Source organism: Novosphingobium gossypii (assembly GCF_050433305.1).
Classification (GTDB): Bacteria; Pseudomonadota; Alphaproteobacteria; order Sphingomonadales; family Sphingomonadaceae; genus Novosphingobium; species Novosphingobium gossypii.
In genome coordinates, this window is the sequence record NZ_JBNPXM010000001.1 from 429,201 (window position 1) to 446,247 (window position 17,047).

At 65.5% G+C, this 17,047-nt stretch carries 19 protein-coding genes; 3 read left to right on the forward strand and 16 right to left on the reverse strand.

The window, feature by feature from the left end; translation table 11 throughout:
- Positions 1-71 precede the first annotated feature (71 nt).
- A complete protein-coding gene (uvrC, locus tag GGR40_RS02310) occupies positions 72-2,027 on the forward strand; it encodes an excinuclease ABC subunit UvrC (RefSeq protein WP_429274579.1) in 1,956 nt (651 codons plus the stop codon).
- Positions 2,028-2,116: 89 nt separating this feature from the next.
- Positions 2,117-2,731 (forward strand): hypothetical protein, encoded by a 615-nt coding sequence (locus tag GGR40_RS02315; protein ID WP_429274580.1) that lies wholly within the window; start codon positions 2,117-2,119, stop codon positions 2,729-2,731.
- Positions 2,732-2,737: 6 nt separating this feature from the next.
- On the opposite strand, the gene GGR40_RS02320 is transcribed toward GGR40_RS02315, so the two are convergent.
- The 9 genes from GGR40_RS02320 to GGR40_RS02360 form a co-directional block, all read right to left on the reverse strand.
- Positions 2,738-3,601 (reverse strand): cupin-like domain-containing protein, encoded by an 864-nt coding sequence (locus GGR40_RS02320; RefSeq protein WP_429274581.1) that lies wholly within the window; start codon positions 3,599-3,601, stop codon positions 2,738-2,740.
- Positions 3,598-4,749 (reverse strand): GNAT family N-acetyltransferase, encoded by a 1,152-nt coding sequence (locus tag GGR40_RS02325; protein WP_429274582.1) that lies wholly within the window; start codon positions 4,747-4,749, stop codon positions 3,598-3,600. The genes GGR40_RS02320 and GGR40_RS02325 overlap by 4 nt, the downstream gene beginning before the upstream one ends.
- Before the next feature lie 135 nt (positions 4,750-4,884).
- Positions 4,885-6,978: a sodium-translocating pyrophosphatase gene (locus GGR40_RS02330; RefSeq protein WP_429274583.1), complete on the reverse strand. Its 2,094-nt coding sequence runs from the start codon at positions 6,976-6,978 to the stop codon at positions 4,885-4,887.
- 172 nt (positions 6,979-7,150) lie between these two features.
- Entirely contained in the window at positions 7,151-8,326 is a 1,176-nt protein-coding gene (locus GGR40_RS02335; RefSeq protein ID WP_429274584.1) for a sensor histidine kinase, read from the reverse strand.
- A gap of 108 nt (positions 8,327-8,434) precedes the next feature.
- On the reverse strand, positions 8,435-9,394 hold the full coding sequence (gene thiL / locus GGR40_RS02340) for a thiamine-phosphate kinase (RefSeq protein ID WP_429275200.1): 960 nt from the start codon (positions 9,392-9,394) through the stop codon (positions 8,435-8,437).
- The gene (nusB, locus tag GGR40_RS02345; protein ID WP_429274585.1) at positions 9,391-9,834 is read right to left on the reverse strand and encodes a transcription antitermination factor NusB; all 444 of its coding nucleotides are present in this window, start codon (positions 9,832-9,834) and stop codon (positions 9,391-9,393) included. Before nusB ends, thiL begins: the two co-directional genes overlap by 4 nt.
- A complete protein-coding gene (hisD, locus tag GGR40_RS02350) occupies positions 9,831-11,120 on the reverse strand; it encodes a histidinol dehydrogenase (RefSeq protein ID WP_429274586.1) in 1,290 nt (429 codons plus the stop codon). The genes nusB and hisD overlap by 4 nt, the downstream gene beginning before the upstream one ends.
- The gene (hisG, locus tag GGR40_RS02355; protein ID WP_429274587.1) at positions 11,120-11,773 is read right to left on the reverse strand and encodes an ATP phosphoribosyltransferase; all 654 of its coding nucleotides are present in this window, start codon (positions 11,771-11,773) and stop codon (positions 11,120-11,122) included. Before hisG ends, hisD begins: the two co-directional genes overlap by 1 nt.
- A gap of 113 nt (positions 11,774-11,886) precedes the next feature.
- Complete coding sequence (locus tag GGR40_RS02360) at positions 11,887-12,159, reverse strand: BolA family protein (protein WP_429274588.1); 273 nt, start codon at positions 12,157-12,159, stop codon at positions 11,887-11,889.
- A gap of 40 nt (positions 12,160-12,199) precedes the next feature.
- Here GGR40_RS02360 and GGR40_RS02365 point away from each other — a divergent pair, with 40 nt between their 5' ends.
- Positions 12,200-12,790, forward strand: a complete 591-nt coding sequence (locus tag GGR40_RS02365; protein WP_429274589.1) for a J domain-containing protein — start codon at positions 12,200-12,202, stop codon at positions 12,788-12,790.
- A 34-nt stretch (positions 12,791-12,824) separates the two neighbouring features.
- Here GGR40_RS02365 and GGR40_RS02370 read toward each other — a convergent pair whose 3' ends face one another.
- From GGR40_RS02370 to GGR40_RS02400, 7 genes are all read right to left on the reverse strand, one after another.
- Complete coding sequence (locus GGR40_RS02370) at positions 12,825-13,271, reverse strand: SRPBCC domain-containing protein (protein ID WP_429274590.1); 447 nt, start codon at positions 13,269-13,271, stop codon at positions 12,825-12,827.
- A 27-nt stretch (positions 13,272-13,298) separates the two neighbouring features.
- Entirely contained in the window at positions 13,299-13,949 is a 651-nt protein-coding gene (locus GGR40_RS02375) for a glutathione S-transferase family protein (protein ID WP_429274591.1), read from the reverse strand.
- Between the two features lie 13 nt (positions 13,950-13,962).
- On the reverse strand, positions 13,963-14,454 hold the full coding sequence (locus GGR40_RS02380) for a VOC family protein (protein ID WP_429274592.1): 492 nt from the start codon (positions 14,452-14,454) through the stop codon (positions 13,963-13,965).
- Positions 14,451-15,077, reverse strand: a complete 627-nt coding sequence (locus GGR40_RS02385; RefSeq protein WP_429274593.1) for a glutathione S-transferase family protein — start codon at positions 15,075-15,077, stop codon at positions 14,451-14,453. Before GGR40_RS02385 ends, GGR40_RS02380 begins: the two co-directional genes overlap by 4 nt.
- Before the next feature lie 71 nt (positions 15,078-15,148).
- Positions 15,149-15,961, reverse strand: a complete 813-nt coding sequence (locus tag GGR40_RS02390; protein ID WP_429274594.1) for a VOC family protein — start codon at positions 15,959-15,961, stop codon at positions 15,149-15,151.
- Between the two features lie 3 nt (positions 15,962-15,964).
- The gene (locus GGR40_RS02395; protein ID WP_429274595.1) at positions 15,965-16,336 is read right to left on the reverse strand and encodes a DUF1428 domain-containing protein; all 372 of its coding nucleotides are present in this window, start codon (positions 16,334-16,336) and stop codon (positions 15,965-15,967) included.
- Between the two features lie 14 nt (positions 16,337-16,350).
- Positions 16,351-17,022, reverse strand: coding sequence for a glutathione S-transferase family protein (locus GGR40_RS02400; protein WP_429274596.1), 672 nt, complete (start codon positions 17,020-17,022; stop codon positions 16,351-16,353).
- Positions 17,023-17,047: the final 25 nt, after the last annotated feature.

A 17,047-nucleotide genomic window follows, 5' to 3' on the forward strand; every position in this document is an offset into this window, starting at 1 on the left:
TATCCGAAGTTTGCGGATTAGGCCGGGTCGGGGGCTACCGATCCGGCCATTTCTTCCCTATCTGCACGAACATGGCCAGAACATCCGGTAGCACACCCGCCGGCACTCCCGATCAACCCAACCGCCTCGAACGCTTCAACGAGGAGCGGGCGACCTACAGCGTGCGCGGCTCGGACCAGCCGGACCTGCAGGCTGGGGTGGAAGTGATCCGCGACACCGTCCGCACGCTGCCCGCCAAGCCCGGCGTCTACCGCATGCAGGACGCGCGCGGCGACGTGCTCTACGTCGGCAAGGCACGGGTGCTGCGCAACCGCGTGGCCAACTACACGCAGTGGGAACGCCTGCCGGGCCGCCTGCAGCGCATGGTCAGCCAGACCCGCTCGATGACCATCGTCACGACCAATTCCGAGGCCGAGGCGTTGCTGCTGGAAGCGCAGCTCATCAAGCGCTTCCGCCCGGCGTACAACGTGCTTCTGCGGGACGACAAGTCGTTCCCGTTCATCCTGCTGCGCACCGATCACGACTTTCCGCGCATCATGAAGCATCGTGGCGCGCGACGGATGAAGGGCAATTACTACGGCCCCTTCGCCAGCGCCGGTTCGGTGAACACCACGATCAACGCGCTGCAGAAGCTGTTCCTGCTGCGCAGCTGCACCGACAGCTTCTTCGCCCGGCGCGACCGGCCCTGCCTGCTGTACCAGATCAAGCGCTGCTCGGCCCCCTGCGTCGATCGGATAGATGCGGCGGGTTATGCAGAACTGGTGCAGGAGGCGAAGGACTTTCTTGGCGGTCGATCAAGCGCGGTGCAGCGCAAGATCGAGGCGCAGATGGCCGAAGCCGCTGCCGACCTCGACTTCGAGCGCGCCGCGATGCTGCGCGACCGGCTGCGCGCGGCCACCTTCATCCAGGGCAGCCAGGCAATCAATGCCGATGGGCTCGACAATGCCGACATCTTCGCGATGGCCAGCAAGGGCGGGCAGATCGGGGTCCAGGCCTTCTTCATCCGCGGCGGCCAGAACTGGGGCCACCGCGCGTTCTTCCCCACGCACACCGAGGGACTGAGCGAGGAGGAAGTGATGCAGGCGTTCCTGGCCCAGTTCTACGAGGAAGTGCCGCCTGCGCGCTGTATCCTGATCGACCGCGAGCTGCCCGAGGCGGCCCTCATCGCCGAAGCCCTGCGCGAAGGGGCGGGCGGCAAGGTGGACATATCCGTCCCGCAGCGCGGCAATCGTCGCCAGCTGATGGCGCAAGCCACCCGTAACGCGGTGGAAGCGCTGGACCGTCGTCTCGCAGAGCGCGGCACCCAGGCCAAAGTCTGGCGCGAGATGGCCGATTTCTTGGAGCTGGCCGATCTGCCCCAGCGCGTCGAAGTCTACGACAACAGCCATATTTCCGGCACCAAGGCATTGGGCGCGATGGTGGTGGCCGGGCCTGACGGCTTCCAGACCAGCCAGTATCGCAAGTTCAACATCCGCAGCGCGCAGACCGACGACGACTATGCCATGATGCGCGAAGTCATGACGCGCCGGTTCGGGCGGGTGCAGGAAGAAGATCCCGAGCGTACCGGCGGCACCTGGCCCGACCTTGTCCTGATCGACGGCGGCAAGGGCCAGATGAACGCGGTGAAGGACGCGCTGGAGGAACTCGGCATAGAGGACGTCAACCTCATCGCCATCGCCAAGGGGCCGCATCACGGGCGCGAGGGGCGCGAGGTGTTCCACTTCCCCGACGGCCGGGAAAAGATGCTGCCGGTCAATTCGCCCGTGCTGTTCCACCTGCAGCGGCTGCGCGACGAAGTGCACCGTTTCGTCATTGGCGCGCACCGGGCCAAGCGCAGCCGTGCGATCACCGCCAGCCCGCTGGACGAAATTCCCGGCATCGGGCCGGCCCGCAAGCGCGCGCTGCTGCTCCACTTCGGCACCGCCAGCAAGGTCCGCGCCGCAAGCCTCGAAGACCTGCGTCGCGCCCCCGGCGTCAGCGTGGCAGTGGCGCAGACCATCTACGACTTCTACCATCCGGGCGGATAGGCGGCCTCTTCCTTGCGGCAGGTCGGGAAACGGAATCGGCGCTGGCCGGTTCAAGTCCTGACAGGAATGACGTAAACCGGAGAACCGACGTGACGACATCTGGCGCCCTTGCCATCGCGATAGGCCTGATCGTGCTGGCCGTGGTCATCGGGATAGCGGTTACAGCCATGCGCCGGCGCCATTCCGCCCAGCTTCGGGACCGGTATGGAGAGGAGTACCACCGCGCCGTCGATGCGGCGGGCGGGGTGCATCGGGGAGAGACCGTCCTGCACGATCGCGAGCAGCGGGTCGCCGAGTTTCATATCCATCCGCTGACCCTGGCCCAGCGCGAGACGTTCATCGTCGCATGGCGGCAAGTGCAGGCCCGCTTCGTCGATGATCCCGCAGGCGCCGTTACCCAGGCCGACGTGCTACTGACCGATGTAATGACGGCGCGCGGCTATCCAACGGTCGATCTGGAGCAGCGGTACGAAGATCTGTCAGTCGATCATGCCGAGGTGGTCGCGCATTACCGCACCGGCCACGCCATCGCGCAGAACCATGCTCAGGGCGGTGCAGAAACGGAGGAATTGCGCCGCGCGATGATCCACTATCGCGCGCTGTTCGATGATCTCGTCAACGAGCCGGAAGCGTCGGACGTGGTGATCGAACATCGCGGCGGTCGCGTGATCGATTTGCGCCGGGAAACCACGCGCCGGGGCTGATAGCGTTCAGAGGCCCAGTCTGCGTGCGATGCGCCAGCCCAGCGCCTTGGCACGGTTGCGGGCCGGCCAGCGTCCGGGCGCGGCAGGCCGGATGCCGATGCGGCGCAGCAGCCCGTTGAAGGCGCGCGCATCGGCTTCGGCAAAGCTCCATTCCGACCGCCAGGTGATGGAGAACGACACTGACGGCGCTGGCCCGTTGCGCACGAAATGCGGAGCCATAACCGGCACGTAGACCGCTTCGCCCGGACCCAGCGCAAATTCGCGACCGCCCGCCAGCAGTTCGTCCCGCCACTTCAGTTCGCGCCCGCCGCCGGTGTGGTAGGTTTCGTGAACTTCGTCGGGCGCGTAAAGCGCGTTTCCGGCGGGAAACTGCGTCATCACCTTCGATCCGCGCACCTGCAGCAGGATGTTGTGCTCGGGATCGAAGTGGTAAGGCGTTACCCCGCCTGCGCTGGTGATGAAGATGAAGGCCTGCGTCTTCAGCATGCGCCCGGTTCTGGCCTCTATCGCCGGGCGGATTTCTTCCAGCAACTGGGCGAGCAGCCTGGCGTAGGCGGGCTCCTGCTCGACGTTCTTGAGCACCGCCCAGGACCGCGCGGTCTCGATGTTCCGGATGGTTTCGCCGATGGGAATGCCGGTTTGTGCGGGCTTGCCTTCTACACCGACCGGCTGGTCACTGGCGTTGTATTCGATGGAATGGGCAGGCAACGCTTCAGCCAGCCGGGCGAGGGCGTCCAGTTCCATCAGCGGATGCGCGCCCAGCGCATGGGCCAGCGTATGGGGCTGTTCAGGATAATTGACGGCGAACAGCGTGCGAGCGCCTTGCGGAAACACTGCAGAGGGGGCCAAGGGGTGGGCAGGGGCGTTCATGATCGGGGTCCGGCGGGATGGCGGGCGGTTTCGGCGCGCACGAACTGGCGAAAGGCGACACGGCGCAAGCTGCCGCCGATTGCGATGGAGAGCCTGCCGATTTCGCGACGTTCGCGCCACAGATGGTCGATCATCGGGTGGTCGGCGCTGGCGCAGCTGTCACTCCATGCAATCTCGGGGCGCTCCAGCATCGCCAGATTTTCCCGCTGCAGCAGCACTCCGGGAGAATAACGCGAATAGGCCTCGTCGAAGGCGGTCTTGAACGAATAGGCGCCGGGCGGCGTCAGGAACGTCGCCAGCATGGCAATAGGGCGCTCGTCCAGCGTCAGGGTCAGCCTTTCAAGCCGTCCCTGTGCCGCCGCGCCTTCCAGACTGGCGCGGAACAGCCGGGCAGTGCCCTGCGCGGAGCCGAGCGCGGAACCCGCTCGCCCCTTCCACCCGGACATTTCCAGCCGCAGGAAATCGTCGCACCACTGCGCGATGCCATCGTCGTCGTCGCGCCGATCGACGCTCAAGGGGCCCTCTTCTGCAAGGCGGGCTGCCTGCCGCCGCAGTTCCTTGCGCTTCTTGCCCGACAACGACGTTTCCAGATAGGCAGCGGGGGCAAGATCGGACGCAAGCATCGCACGCGCTTCGCGGTGGACGACTTCGACTTGCCGGCCATCCTGCGCCGCTGCGATCTGCAGGGAGGTGTGGATAGGGCCGCCCACCACGATGCCGCGCAGATGCATGAACAGCGCCGGTCCCGGCTGCGCATCCGCCCAATCCAGCACCGCCCGCCAGAACGGCACCTCCGCCCCGGCTTCCACCAGCGGCACGCCGCAGAAGCAGTTGTCGTGCAGCCAGTTGGAAATCTGCGGCACTGGCCAGCGATAGTAGCGTGAAGACCGAAAGACCGGCAGCAGCCCCGCGATCCTGCCGTCCTGTTCGAACCGCAGGATCGAAACGGTGTCGGTGCCCGGCAGATGACGCAGCGAAGGAAGCAGGTACCAGCTTTCGAAGAACGGGTTCGGCTCTGCCGCCGTGCGGGCAAGACGGTCCCACGCGGCGACCTCGGCTTCCAGCGAGCGCCAGGGGACGCAGGTCACGCGCGAAGTCCCGGCATGGAGTGCCGGGACTTCGTCCTCGCGATGCGCCTTGCTTGCCACCTGATGCGAATTCCCGTTGGCCAGACAGTCTGGGGTTGCGGGGTACCTCTATCCGGCAGAAATCAAGGAAAAGCTAACGGTCAGGTACCGTGCGGAAAGCTCCGTCCGGTGCCCGATCGCTTCATGCCCCCGGCATCAACTCCCGGCCATCGCCGCCAGCAGGAGCAGCGCGACGATGTTGGTGATCTTGATCATCGGGTTCACCGCCGGGCCTGCGGTGTCCTTGTAGGGGTCGCCCACGGTATCGCCGGTGACGGCGGCCTTGTGCGCCTCCGATCCCTTGCCGCCGTGGTGCCCGTCCTCGATGTACTTCTTGGCGTTGTCCCATGCACCGCCGCCCGACGTCATCGACAGGGCGACGAACAGCCCGCCCACGATCACGCCCAGCAGCAGCGCGCCCAGCGCCGCAAAGCCGTTCTCCGGCCCGGCCACCCATGCGATGACGAAGTAGACCGCGATCGGCGCCAGCACCGGCAGCAGTGAAGGCACGATCATCTCCTTGATCGCCGCCTTGGTGACGAGATCCACGGTGCGGGCATAGTCGGGCTTTTCCGCATACGTCATGATGCCCGGCTTTTCGCGGAACTGTTCGCGCACGTCGACTACCACGTCGCCCGCCGCGCGGCCAACCGCCGTCATCCCCATCGCCGCGAACAGGTACGGCAGCAGCGCACCCAGAAGCAGCCCGACGATCACATAGGGATTCTCGAGGCTGAAGTTCACTTCCAGCAGCGGGAAGAATTCCCTGAGGTCCGTAGTATAGGCCGCGAAGAGGACAAGCGCCGCAAGTCCCGCAGAGCCGATGGCATAGCCCTTGGTCACGGCCTTGGTGGTGTTGCCCACCGCGTCGAGCGCGTCCGTCTTTTCCCGCACGGCATCGTCAAGGCCCGCCATCTCGGCGATGCCGCCCGCGTTGTCGGTGACCGGCCCGTAGGCGTCGAGCGCGACCACCATGCCCGCCAGCGCCAGCATCGCCGTCGCTGCATAGGCAATACCCAGCAGCCCGGCGAGCTGGTAGGCGACGATGATCCCGGCAACGATCACGATCGTCGGCAGCGCCGTCGCCTCAAGGCTGATGGCCAGCCCCTGGATCACGTTGGTGCCGTGCCCGGTGACGGAAGCCTTCGCAATGGAGCGCACCGGGCGGTAATTGGTGCCCGTGTAGTATTCGGTGATCCAGATGATCAGCCCGGTGATCGCCAGTCCCACCAGCGCGCAGTAGAACAGCGTGCGCCCGGTGAAGTCGCCGCCCGCGATAGGTGCATTCATGTCGCCCAGCGCATGGCTGGTCGCCCACCAGATCGCCGGGATGGAGAGCACCGCCGTCACCAGGAAGCCCTTGTACATGGCGCCCATGATGTTGGTCGATCCGCCGAGCCGCACGAAATACGTGCCGATTATGGAGGTGACGATGCACACGCCGCCGATCAGCAGCGGCAGCGCCATCATGGCCGACAGGTTGTCCGCGCCTTTCAGCAGCAGCGCGGTCAGCACCATCGTCGCGCCGACGGTGACGACGTAAGTCTCGAACAGGTCGGCGGCCATGCCAGCGCAGTCACCCACGTTGTCGCCCACGTTGTCGGCGATGACGGCGGGGTTGCGGGGATCGTCCTCGGGGATGCCGGCCTCAACCTTGCCGACCAGATCGGCGCCGACGTCGGCGGCCTTGGTGAAGATGCCACCGCCCAGTCGCGCGAAAATGGAGATGAGGGACGCCCCGAAGGCCAGCGCCGTCAGCGCCTCCACCACGGTGCGGTCCTCTCCGCCTACGGTATGCCCGGCGGGCCCGGTCAGATACCAGTAGAACACCGCGATCGCCAGCAGCGCCAGCCCCGCCACCAGCATGCCGGTGATGGCACCGGCGCGGAAGGCCAGCGTCAGCCCGTCCTGCAGGCCCTTCTGCGCGGCCGCCGCCGTGCGCACGTTCGATCGCACCGAGATGTTCATGCCGATAAACCCGGCCACGCCCGACAGGATGGCGCCGATAACGAACCCGACCGCCGACACGGCGCCCAGCGTGAAGGCCAGGATCAGCGCAACGATAACGCCGACAACGGCGATGGTGGAATACTGCCGCTTCAGATAGGCCTGAGCCCCTTCCTGAATTGCGGCGGCGATCTCCTGCATCTTTTCGGAGCCTGCGGGAGCACTGAGCACCTGGCGACTGGTGATGAAGCCATAAGCGATGGCCAGAAGTCCCAGGACTATTGAAATCGTGACTATATCCACGAAGACGTCCCCTTCCCATTTTTGTGTCACGACGGGTTTTCCCGTTCGAGGCAACTAGGGCTATAGGGAAGCCGGACAGGTGGCAAGCAGGTTGTGGACCGGTATGGAGCGGCTGGGCCCGGTAGCCGGACGATGCACGGCGAGGCGCACTTTGCAGTGCGGCTCCGCCGTGTCAGTTCGGGCGCAGCGGCATGGTGAAACTGAAGCAGGTCTTCCCGGCCGAAGACGTGACGTCGATGTTGCCGCCGTGTGCTTTCGCAATGGTCTGCGCGATGTACAGGCCTAGACCGATCCCGTCCCGCGCCCCGCTTTGTCCGCCGCGTTCGAACGGCTGAAACAGGGCGGCACGGGCTTCCTCGCTGATCTCCTTGCCGCCGTTGGTCACATCGATGCAAAGCGATCGCTCGTCCGTGGTGCAGGTGATGGTGACCGGCTCGTCCGCAGATCCATGCGTCACGGCATTACCCAGCAGGTTGGACACAAGCTGGGCAAGGCGTTCCGGATCGCAAAGCACCGGCGCGTGGGCATGTTCTTCAACGATCAGTTCACGGTGCGGGTGATGTGCGGCCAGCTCGTCGATCACATGACCGATCAGCGACGGCACCTGGGTCTCTGCCAGATCAAGCGCGATTCCGCTGCCCATGCGCCCACGCGAAAAGTCCAGAATATCTTCCACCAGATGCTCCATGCGAAGCACGCTCGACTGCATTCTGTCCAGGATGGTCGTCGCCCGCTGCTCGTCAGGCCGACGCCGCATCATCGTGATGCCTGCCCGCACCGATGCCAGCGGATTGCGCAGGTCATGGCCAAGGACGGCTATGAACTGTTCGCGCTGAATACCGGTTGCGCGTTCGGCACTCAGGTCGTTTTCGGATGCATCGAGGAGCCCGGCCATGTTAAGGTGGAAGCCGATGAGTTCCGCGAACATCGCGAAGATATTCCGTACCTCGGGCCGGTCCAGCAGCCGTGGATGGGGATCGATCGCGCAAAGCGTTCCCCACATCTCGCCGTTCGCCAGCATCACCGGCACCGACACATAGCTGCGGAATCCGTAGATGCGGGGCGTATGGTGATCGCGGTAGACCGGATCCTCGGCGGTGTCGGATATGATGACCGACTGCCGAGACTGCCTGATTTCGTTGCAGATGGTCGTTTCAAGCTTCAGGTCGCCGCCCGGCAAAAGGCCGAAGTCGATTTCATCACGAACGGCGCATGCCACCCATTCGCTTTCCGTGACCCTGGCAACCGCTGCAAAGCCCATGCCGGTTATGCGACATACGGTCTCCAGGATCGTCGGTATCGCTTCGATCCGGCCGATGATCTCGATTGCCTCGACCTGCTTTTCCATGTTTTCTTCCGTCGGCTTTGGTCGGGTCTTAGCCCGGCTCCCGGTCATCGTTCAAGCTGATCATGCGGGTGGACCAAGGGCCGCGCATGCCTTTTTATGCGGGTTTTTTTAGTGCTGATAACCCAGCTTTTCAGGCAGGGGCATCGGTATGCCATCTTGCAGCAGAGACAGGCCTGCGCCTGACGCGACGGCCCCGATCGCGGTCACTTGCAGGCCCAGCGCACCGGCAGCCCGGCATATGGCGTTGGTATGGCGGGGCGGGGCGGTGAACAGGAGTTCGTAGTCATCACCCGCAGCCATTGCAGTCAGCCGGGTTTCCACGGCTTCCCCCGCCATCGAGACGAAGGCGGAGGACAGCGGCACGCTGCCCACATCCAGCGTGATGGCAGTTGCACTGGCCTCGGCCATGCGGGCGGCATCGACCAGGAGACCGTCGGAAACGTCCATCATCGCATGGACCAGCGGGGCCAGCGCGGCACCAAGCCGCGGCTCCGGCGCGGGGCGGCGGTATCGGGCGAGGAGGGCGGCAACGGCGCTCGGGTCGCCATGCAGTTCGCCCAGCGCCGCTTTCAGGCCCAGCCCCGCATCGCCGATGGTGCCGCTCACCCATACCCGGTCTCCGGGCTGCACGGCGGTTCGCGATGGTACGGGCGAGCCTCTGGTTCCGGTGCCCAGCGCGGTCAGGGAGAAGCTGCGCGGCGCGTCCCGTGGCATGCGCACGGTGTCGCCGCCCAGCAACGAAATGGCGAAGCGGCGGCACGCTTCGTCCAGCCCGGCGAGGAACGCGGTGTCCCACGCCGTGTCACCCAAGGCATGCGAATAGAGGCAACCGACCGGCACCGCGCCCTTGGCCGACAGGTCTGAGACGTTCACCGCCACCAGCTTCCACGCAACATCGCCAGGCGGATCGTCTGGCAGGTAGTGGATGCCTTCGACGACGGTGTCCATCGTCAGCACCAGCGCTTCGCCGCCGATCTGCAGCACTGCGGCGTCGTCCGCCAGCCTGCGCGCCGCCGGGTCGGTGGCGATCGCGCGCAGGGCGTGGATGAAGGCGCTTTCGCCGTTCAGCGGACGGACTTCGCCACCGAATCCAGCACGCCGTTGAGGAACTTCGCCTCGCGCGGGTCGAAGAAGGCGTGGCAGACGTCGAGGTATTCGCTGATTGCCGCACCGGTCGGAATGTCGGCGCGGGCGAGCAGTTCGTAGGCGCCCGCGCGCATGATCTGCAGCATCGTCTTGTCGAGACGGCCGAGCGACCAGCCTTCGGTGAGCTTGGATGCCAGCAGTTCGTCGATCTCGTCGCGGCGGGCGATGGTGCCCTTCACCACGTCGTCGAAGAAGGCGACTTCGGCGGCCACGAACTGCGCGTCATCGATCTCCATGCCCAGACGATGGCGGTGGAATTCGTCGAGCAGGGAGGCCATCGGCGTACCTTCCATGTCGAACTGGTACAGCGCCTGAACGGCGGCGAGACGGGCGGCGGCCCGCTTCTGCTTGGGATTGCTCATGGATTCAGCCTTACGGAAATGGAGCGCGCGTGCGCGGGAAGCCCTTCCGCTTCGGCAAGGGCAACGGCGGCGGGACCGATGGCCTCCAGCGCCGCGGTATCGAGCTGGATGAAGCTGGTGCGCTTCATGAAATCGAGGACCGAAAGGCCCGAGGAGAACCGCGCCCGGCGCCCGGTGGGCAGCACGTGGTTCGGCCCGGCGACGTAATCGCCGACGGCCTCAGGCGTCATGCGGCCAAGAAACACCGAACCGGCGTGCCGGATGCGGCGCATCAGGCTTTCGGGATTGTCGGTGGCGATCTCGACATGCTCTGCGGCCAGGGCGTTGGCAAGCGCGGGCGCTTCGTCGAAGCTGGCAACGTCGATGATGACGCCGTTGACGGTCCAGCTTTCGCGGGCGGTCTGCTCGGTCGCCAGCATGGCAAGTTCGCGTTCGACCGCTTCGGCCACCATGTCGGCGTATGCCGCATCATCGGTGATGAGGATCGACTGCGAGGTAGGATCGTGCTCGGCCTGGCTGAGAAGGTCGGCGGCGATGCGGGCGGGTTCGTTCTTCGCGTCGGCGATGACGAGGATTTCGCTCGGGCCAGCGACCATATCGATGCCGACGACACCGTAAAGCTGGCGCTTGGCTTCCGCGACCCAGGCGTTGCCGGGGCCTGTCACGACGTCGACAGGGGCGATGCGGCCAGTGCCATAGGCGAGCGCGCCTACGGCATGTGCGCCGCCCACGCGCCACACTTCGTCCACGCCGGCAAGATGCGCGGCGGCGAGCACCAGCGGGTTGACCTCACCTTTCGGCGTCGGGGTAACGACGACGAGCCGCTCCACGCCCGCGACCTTGGCGGGGATGGCGTTCATCAGCAGCGACGACGGGTAGGCCGCGCGCCCGCCGGGTACGTAGAGGCCCGCTGCATCCACCGGGTTCCAGGTGGCACCGAGGCGCACGCCGACGGCGTCGGTATAATCGCGGTTCTCGGGAAGCTGGGCGGCGTGATAGGCGCGGATGCGTTCCGCAGCCAGTTCCAGCGCCTTGCGCAGATCGGTGTCGAGCGCGTCGAACGCCGCCTTGCAGGTCTGCGCGTCGACGTTCCAGCCGGTCTGGTCGAGGTCGTGGCCGTCGAACTTCGCCGTCAGCTCCGCCAGCGCGGCGTCGCCGCGTTCGCGCACGTCGCGGATGATTGCGGCGACGTCGGCCGCCACGTCGACCGCGCTTTCGCGACGGTCGGAGACGACGCGGGCGAACGCTTCGGCAAAGCCGGGGTCACTGCTGGACAGGCGCAGCATCAGGCGGCTTCCTTCTCGGCCACCAGCGCGCGGAAGGCTTCTACCAGCGCGGCCACGCGCTCATCGGTCTTGAGCGCGGCGCGGTTAACGATGAGGCGTGCGGAAATGTCGAGGATGCGGCTGGTTTCGACGAGGCCGTTTTCCTTTAGCGTGCGTCCCGTCGATACGAGATCGACGATCCGGCTGGACAAGCCGAGCGACGGCGCCAGTTCCATCGCGCCGTTCAGCTTCACCACTTCGGCCTGCACGCCCAGCTTCTCGAAGTGGCGGCGGGTGAGATTGGGGTACTTGCTGGCGATGCGCAAGTGCGAGGGCAGGGCGCCGCCCGTCTCTCCCACCGGTTCCGCCACTGACAGGCGGCAGTGGCCGATGGCAAGGTCCACCGGCGCGTAAAGGTCGGAATAGGCGAACTCCTCAACCACGTCCGATCCGACTATGCCGACCTGCGCCGCGCCGTGGGCGACGAACGTGGCGACATCGAAGGCGCGCACGCGGATCAGGCGCATGTCGCTGCCTTCGCAGGCGAACGATAGCGCGCGCGACTTCTTGTCATGGAACTCCGCCTCGGGAATCACACCGGCGCGCGCCATCAGCGGCAGCGCCTCGTCGAGGATTCGGCCCTTGGGCACGGCGAAAGTCAAAGGTGTCGGCATGGTGCGCGCCTTAATCGCGCGGGCGACAAAGGGCAACAAGGGATGAAGCGGGTTCGGGGGCGAAGCACAAGGCCCGTCATCCCGGTATCCGCCGGGATGACGGGCGGTTCGTTTCACTCGCCCGGTGCGCGGGCCTTGATGGCCACCGCATGGACGCGGTTGCCCGGAATGTCGCCCAGAACGGCATTGACCAGGCGCTGGCGCTGCAGGCGTGACACGCCGGCGAACTGCGGGCTTTCGATCACGATCGTGAAATGCGATTCGCCGCTGCCGTCATCGCCGGTATGGCCGCTGTGGCTGGCGGAATCGTTGACCACGTCCAGCGACGTGGGGGCGAAGGCGGCGGTCAGCAGCTGCCGCATTTCCTGTTCTAGTGGTCCGGACATGGGGTTTTATTTAGGCGATCGATGCCCCATCTGGAAGCCGGTGAGACAGCATAGATTTCATGGACGTTACGAATCCTCCGGGCGCGAATGTTCCCGCCCGGGGTGTGAGGAGGCGGGCGAGTTTCGTGCGCCTGGCGGGCGGGCGTCGGGCTTCGACGGACCGGGCGACTATCGCTGGTTCTGCCTGGACCATGTGCGCGAGTTCAATTCGGGCTACGATTACTTCGAGGGCATGGAAGCCGAAGAGATCATGCGCGCCCAGTCGCCCTTGCATGGCTGGGAAACGCAGACCCGCGCCTTCCGGCCGGATGCCGGTGTGGATCAGGCGCCGAACTGGGCGAATTTCTCGGACCCCCTCGAAGCGATACAGGCGCGGGCACGGGCGCACGTAAAGCGGCGGCGGGCCGACATGAAGCCAGAGAATGCCCGCTTCACCCCGAACGAGCGCCGCGCTCTGGAAACGCTGGGGCTGGATGCGGACATCGACCGCAAGACCCTGCGCCTGCGCTACACGCGCCTGCTTCGCCAGTACCACCCGGACCATAACGGCGGCGATCACAGCCATGCCGCGCGGTTGCAGGCCGTGGTGGAGGCGTACCAGCTGCTGAGGAACGCCGCAGCGTTTACGTGATCCATCGTCCCGGATCAGTCCGGGACGATGCGGTTCAAACTTCTCCCTCGCAGATTGCTGCAAGCTGGTCGGCACAGGCCGCCCATCCTTGCGTGAAGCCCATGTCTTCGTGCTGCTTGCAGGTTTCCTCGCTCCAGTGGCGGGCAGTGGCGGTGTAGCGGGTGCCGTCGCCTTCGGGGGCGATTTCCCAGATGCCGATCATGAACGGGCCGCTGGGCTGAAGGTCTTCTACCACCGCGTCGGTCGAGGCGAAACGGCGGCCCTCGTCATAGGCTAGGTAGATGCCGTTCTGCGGCATCACTTCGCCCTCGGGACCGTACATGGTCATCTTGCACACGCCACCGGGGCGCCGGTCCTGCTCGTCCACTTCGGCGCGCCAGGGAGTGGGGCACCACCATTCGTTCTGGCGATTGGCCATGACGTCCCACACCGTCGAAGGTGGCGCGGCGATGTAGCGGGTGACGGACAGTTCGGTCGACATGCTTGCTCTCCCAAATGTGAGTCAGGTTCAATCGCGGTCGGGCGCGCCCAGTGGAAAGAAGGCGCGATAAGGGCGCGCGGCTTCGACACAGGCGGCGACAGGCAGGAGCGACAACAGGTGCGCGCGCCACGCCTTCAGGCGCGGGAAGGTGTCCGCGATGGGGTGCACCCAGTCGGCATAGAACAGCGAAGGCGCTGCGGCGCATTCAATCAGCGTGACCTGCCCCTCTGCGGAATAATGCTGAAGCCATCCTTCCAGCCAGGCGTAGCTGCGTTCCAGCCGCTCGCGGGCTTCGCCGATGCGCGTCTGGTCTGGGCGGTCCCGATCGCGAAGGTGCTCGTTCACGATGTCTTGCATCGGCGTCATGACGTAGTTGTCGAACACGCGGTCCAGCATCCGGACGCCGATGGCAGCCTCGGCGTCGGATGGCAGCAGCACGTCAGGCTCCACATGGCGCAGCTGGACGTGTTCGATGATTGACGTCGCCTCGAAGATGAGGTTCTGCCCATCCTGCAGCACTGGGAACTTGCCCTGCGGCCCGGCCATGGCGACGATCCGCGCATGATCGGGATGGTCATCGTCGAGGATGCAAAATTCATGCTCCAGCCCCGCGCCGAGAAGAGCGATCTGCGCCTTCCAGGTGTAGGACGAGAACGGGTGGCCATAGAGCGCCAGCATCAGGGTTTCACCATCATCCGGCCACCGCAGCTTCGATGGCGGAGATGTCGATCCTGCGCATCGTCATCATCGCCTCCATTGCGCGTTTCGCGGTGGCGCGATCAGGGCTGGCCATCGCATCGGTGAGGGCGCGCGGGGTGATCTGCCAGTTGATGCCCCACTTGTCCTTGCACCACCCGCACATGCTTTCCGCGCCGCCGTTGCCGACGATGGCGTTCCAGTAGCGGTCCGTCTCTTCCTGCGTATCAGTAGCGACCTGGAACGAGAACGCTTCGGAATGCGGAAATTGCGGCCCGCCGTTGAGGCCGATGCAGCCAATGCCCATCACCGTGAACTCGACCACCAGCACATTGCCCGCCTTGCCATCCGGGTAATCGGAAGGTGCGTGCTGGACGGAGTCGACATGCGTATCCGGGAAGACGGTGGCGTAGAAGTTCGCGGCCTCTTCCGCGTCCCCGTCGTACCACAGGCATACGCGGTTTTTAGACGCGCGGTGAGATGTCATTTCTTCATCTCCTCTATCAGCTTGCCGTCGATGCTCTTGGCGGCGCGATAGGCGGGGCGTTCCTGGCATCGTTCGGCGTAGGCGACGAGCGGGGGCAGTGGGGGGATGAGGCCGAACGTCATGCCCCAGTCGATGGCGCTGCCCACATAGACGTCGGCCATCGTGAAGCGGGTGCCGCACACCCAGTCGTCCTCTGCCAGCTTTTCCTCGATCGCGGCGATGGTGCGGTCGAAACTGCCCCAGCCGGCCATCATCTCCTGCTCCGGCTTCGGCTCGAACTTGAGCGCGCGCGAGGTGATCGCTTGTTCGATCGGGCCGGACGCAAAGAAGGTCCAGCGGTAGTAGTCGGCCATTTCACCGTCGTTGGGGAGCAGGTGGGCCTCCGGGTTCATTTCGGCCAGATAGAGGCAGATCGCCGCAGCCTCGGTGACGATCCGGTCGCCGTCGTCGGCGTGATGGATCAGGGTCGGCACCTTGGCCATCGGGTTCGCGTCGAGGAACGCGGCGGGCTTGTCCTTCCAGTCGACAAGAACCTGTTCGTAGTCCGCCCCGGCTTCGTGCAGCGCCCAGCGGGCAATCTGCCCGCGCGACATCGGGTTGGTGAAGAAGGTATAGTCGGCCATCGGGATTCTCCCTTGGATGAGGGTGGAACATTGATGGAACAAAAGCGCGGCGTCAACCGCTCTTCGGCGTGCTATCCGCGAGGCCCTACAAGGCCGAACCATGCGCCTTGCGGGTCGAAGGCGTTGACGGTGAATTCTCCGCCGGGGATCTGCTGCGGTTGGCCCATCGGCCTGCCGCCGCCGTCCTTCACCGCTGCCAGCGCGCGGTCGATATCATCGACGCCGAAGTAATAGGTCCAGCCCGGTACTGGGGTGACCTCCGCCTGACGCATCACCGCGCCGATCGACACGCCCTCAAGCTCGAGAAAGCGATAGTCGCCGAGCGGCCCCATCGGCATCGCACCCTGCTGGCTCCAGCCGAAATGGCGGGTGTAGAAAGACACCGCCGCGTCGTCGTCCGGGGTGATGAGTTCGTTCCAGCGCACCGTCTGCGGCCTGTCCACCGAGAAGACGTCACTGGCGGCATCCGGTTCGTCGGCTGGCGGTTCGGGCGTCATCAGGTAGAATACCGCGCCTTGCGGGTCCGCGACCATCGCGAAGCGGCCGACGCCTTCCATGCTGGTGGCGCGGACGTGGACGAAGCCACCCTCCGCCTCGATGCGGGCAAGGGTGGCGTCGACATCGGGGACGTAGATGTAGCCGGTCCAGCCAGGTTTCGCGCCCTGGCCGATCATCTCGTCCGTCAGCACGAAGACGCCGCCGGCGTAGCCGTCGCGCGTGCCGTCCGCTTCGACCCGCTCGATCATGCGATAGTCCATGCCTGCCTGTGGCATGGCATTGGCGCCCACCTTCCAGCCGACGACGGCGGCGTAGAAGGCGGAAGCGGCGTCCGCGTCGCTTGTCATCAGTTCGTACCAGATGAAGCTGCCTACCGGGTTGCCCATGGTTCAGCCCTCCAGCGTGACGACAGAGGAGAACCCGCCGAAGATCATCCGCATTCCGTCGAACGGCATCGGGTTTTTCTCCGGGTCCATGCGCGGGTCGGTCTTCATGGCTTCCATGACGGCGGCCATGCCCTTTTCGCGGGTGTCCTTGTCGGGCCATTCGATCCAGGAGAAGACGACCGCTTCGTCATCGTGGCAGTCTACGGCGCGGAAGAAGTCGGTCTGCTTGCCTTCGGGCACGTCGTCCTGCCAACATTCGACGACGCGCGTGGCGCCGTGCTGCATGAAGACCTGATCGCCCGTTTCGGCATGGGCGATGAACTTGTCCTTATTGGCCTTGGGAACGGCGATCACGAAACCGTCTACATAGATCATGTCAGGCTCCTTCCTTAAGCGTTCTGCTTCCTGGGATTGTGCATGGCGAAGGGGGCAAGCTGCGCTTCGAGCGCGCGGGCAAATGGCGGGCGGGCCGTGCCGCGCTCCACATATGCAGCGAGAGCGGGCGGCAGCAGTGCCGGTTCCGGCACGGCGCGCAGCACCGTAACCATGGCGATGTCGGCGATGGAGAACTCTCCGGCCAGCCATTCGTCCTTGCCCAGACCCGTCTCCAGCCGAGACAACCGCTTTTCCAGCGCTTCCGTCAACGATGGCTTACGCAGTTGCGCCCACTCTTCCTTGCGCGAGAAGAAGGTGCAGTTGACGTATTCCATCACGAACGGCTCGACCGAGTTGAACGCCGCCAGCAGCCAGCTGAACACCCCGGCGCGTTGCTGCGTGCCCGGCGGGGGCAGGGCGCCTGCCTTCTCGGCAAGGTATATCAGGGAGGCGCCGCTTTCGAACACACCGATGTCGCCGTCGCGCACGAACGGGACCTGGCCCCACGGTTGTTCCTCGTAATACCAGTCGGGACGTTCGATGGCGCTTATCAGGCGCACCTTGTAAGGCAGGCCGTACTCCTCACAGGCCCAGCGAGGGCGCAGGTCGCGCACCTGTCCCTGCGCGAAGGAGGGCACCCATTCGTAAGCGGTGATCTCAAGGTCCGCGTTCGGATCGATCGGCATCGTCTCCTCCTTCGGCTGCCATGCT

What these genes read in the sequence shown, in the direction of transcription:
- GGR40_RS02380 (WP_429274592.1), bottom strand. Translation starts at nt 14,454, where the DNA reads ATGACATCTCACCGCGCGTCTAAAAACCGCGTATGCCTGTGGTACGAC.
- uvrC (WP_429274579.1), top strand. Translation starts at nt 72, where the DNA reads ATGGCCAGAACATCCGGTAGCACACCCGCCGGCACTCCCGATCAACCC.
- GGR40_RS02395 (WP_429274595.1), bottom strand. Translation starts at nt 16,336, where the DNA reads ATGATCTATGTAGACGGTTTCGTGATCGCCGTTCCCAAGGCCAATAAG.
- GGR40_RS02335 (WP_429274584.1), bottom strand. Translation starts at nt 8,326, where the DNA reads ATGGAAAAGCAGGTCGAGGCAATCGAGATCATCGGCCGGATCGAAGCG.
- GGR40_RS02370 (WP_429274590.1), bottom strand. Translation starts at nt 13,271, where the DNA reads ATGTCGACCGAACTGTCCGTCACCCGCTACATCGCCGCGCCACCTTCG.
- nusB (WP_429274585.1), bottom strand. Translation starts at nt 9,834, where the DNA reads ATGAGCAATCCCAAGCAGAAGCGGGCCGCCGCCCGTCTCGCCGCCGTT.
- GGR40_RS02385 (WP_429274593.1), bottom strand. Translation starts at nt 15,077, where the DNA reads ATGGCCGACTATACCTTCTTCACCAACCCGATGTCGCGCGGGCAGATT.
- hisD (WP_429274586.1), bottom strand. Translation starts at nt 11,120, where the DNA reads ATGCTGCGCCTGTCCAGCAGTGACCCCGGCTTTGCCGAAGCGTTCGCC.
- hisG (WP_429274587.1), bottom strand. Translation starts at nt 11,773, where the DNA reads ATGCCGACACCTTTGACTTTCGCCGTGCCCAAGGGCCGAATCCTCGAC.
- GGR40_RS02375 (WP_429274591.1), bottom strand. Translation starts at nt 13,949, where the DNA reads ATGCTGGCGCTCTATGGCCACCCGTTCTCGTCCTACACCTGGAAGGCG.
- GGR40_RS02320 (WP_429274581.1), bottom strand. Translation starts at nt 3,601, where the DNA reads ATGAACGCCCCTGCCCACCCCTTGGCCCCCTCTGCAGTGTTTCCGCAA.
- GGR40_RS02360 (WP_429274588.1), bottom strand. Translation starts at nt 12,159, where the DNA reads ATGTCCGGACCACTAGAACAGGAAATGCGGCAGCTGCTGACCGCCGCC.
- GGR40_RS02390 (WP_429274594.1), bottom strand. Translation starts at nt 15,961, where the DNA reads ATGGGCAACCCGGTAGGCAGCTTCATCTGGTACGAACTGATGACAAGC.
- GGR40_RS02400 (WP_429274596.1), bottom strand. Translation starts at nt 17,022, where the DNA reads ATGCCGATCGATCCGAACGCGGACCTTGAGATCACCGCTTACGAATGG.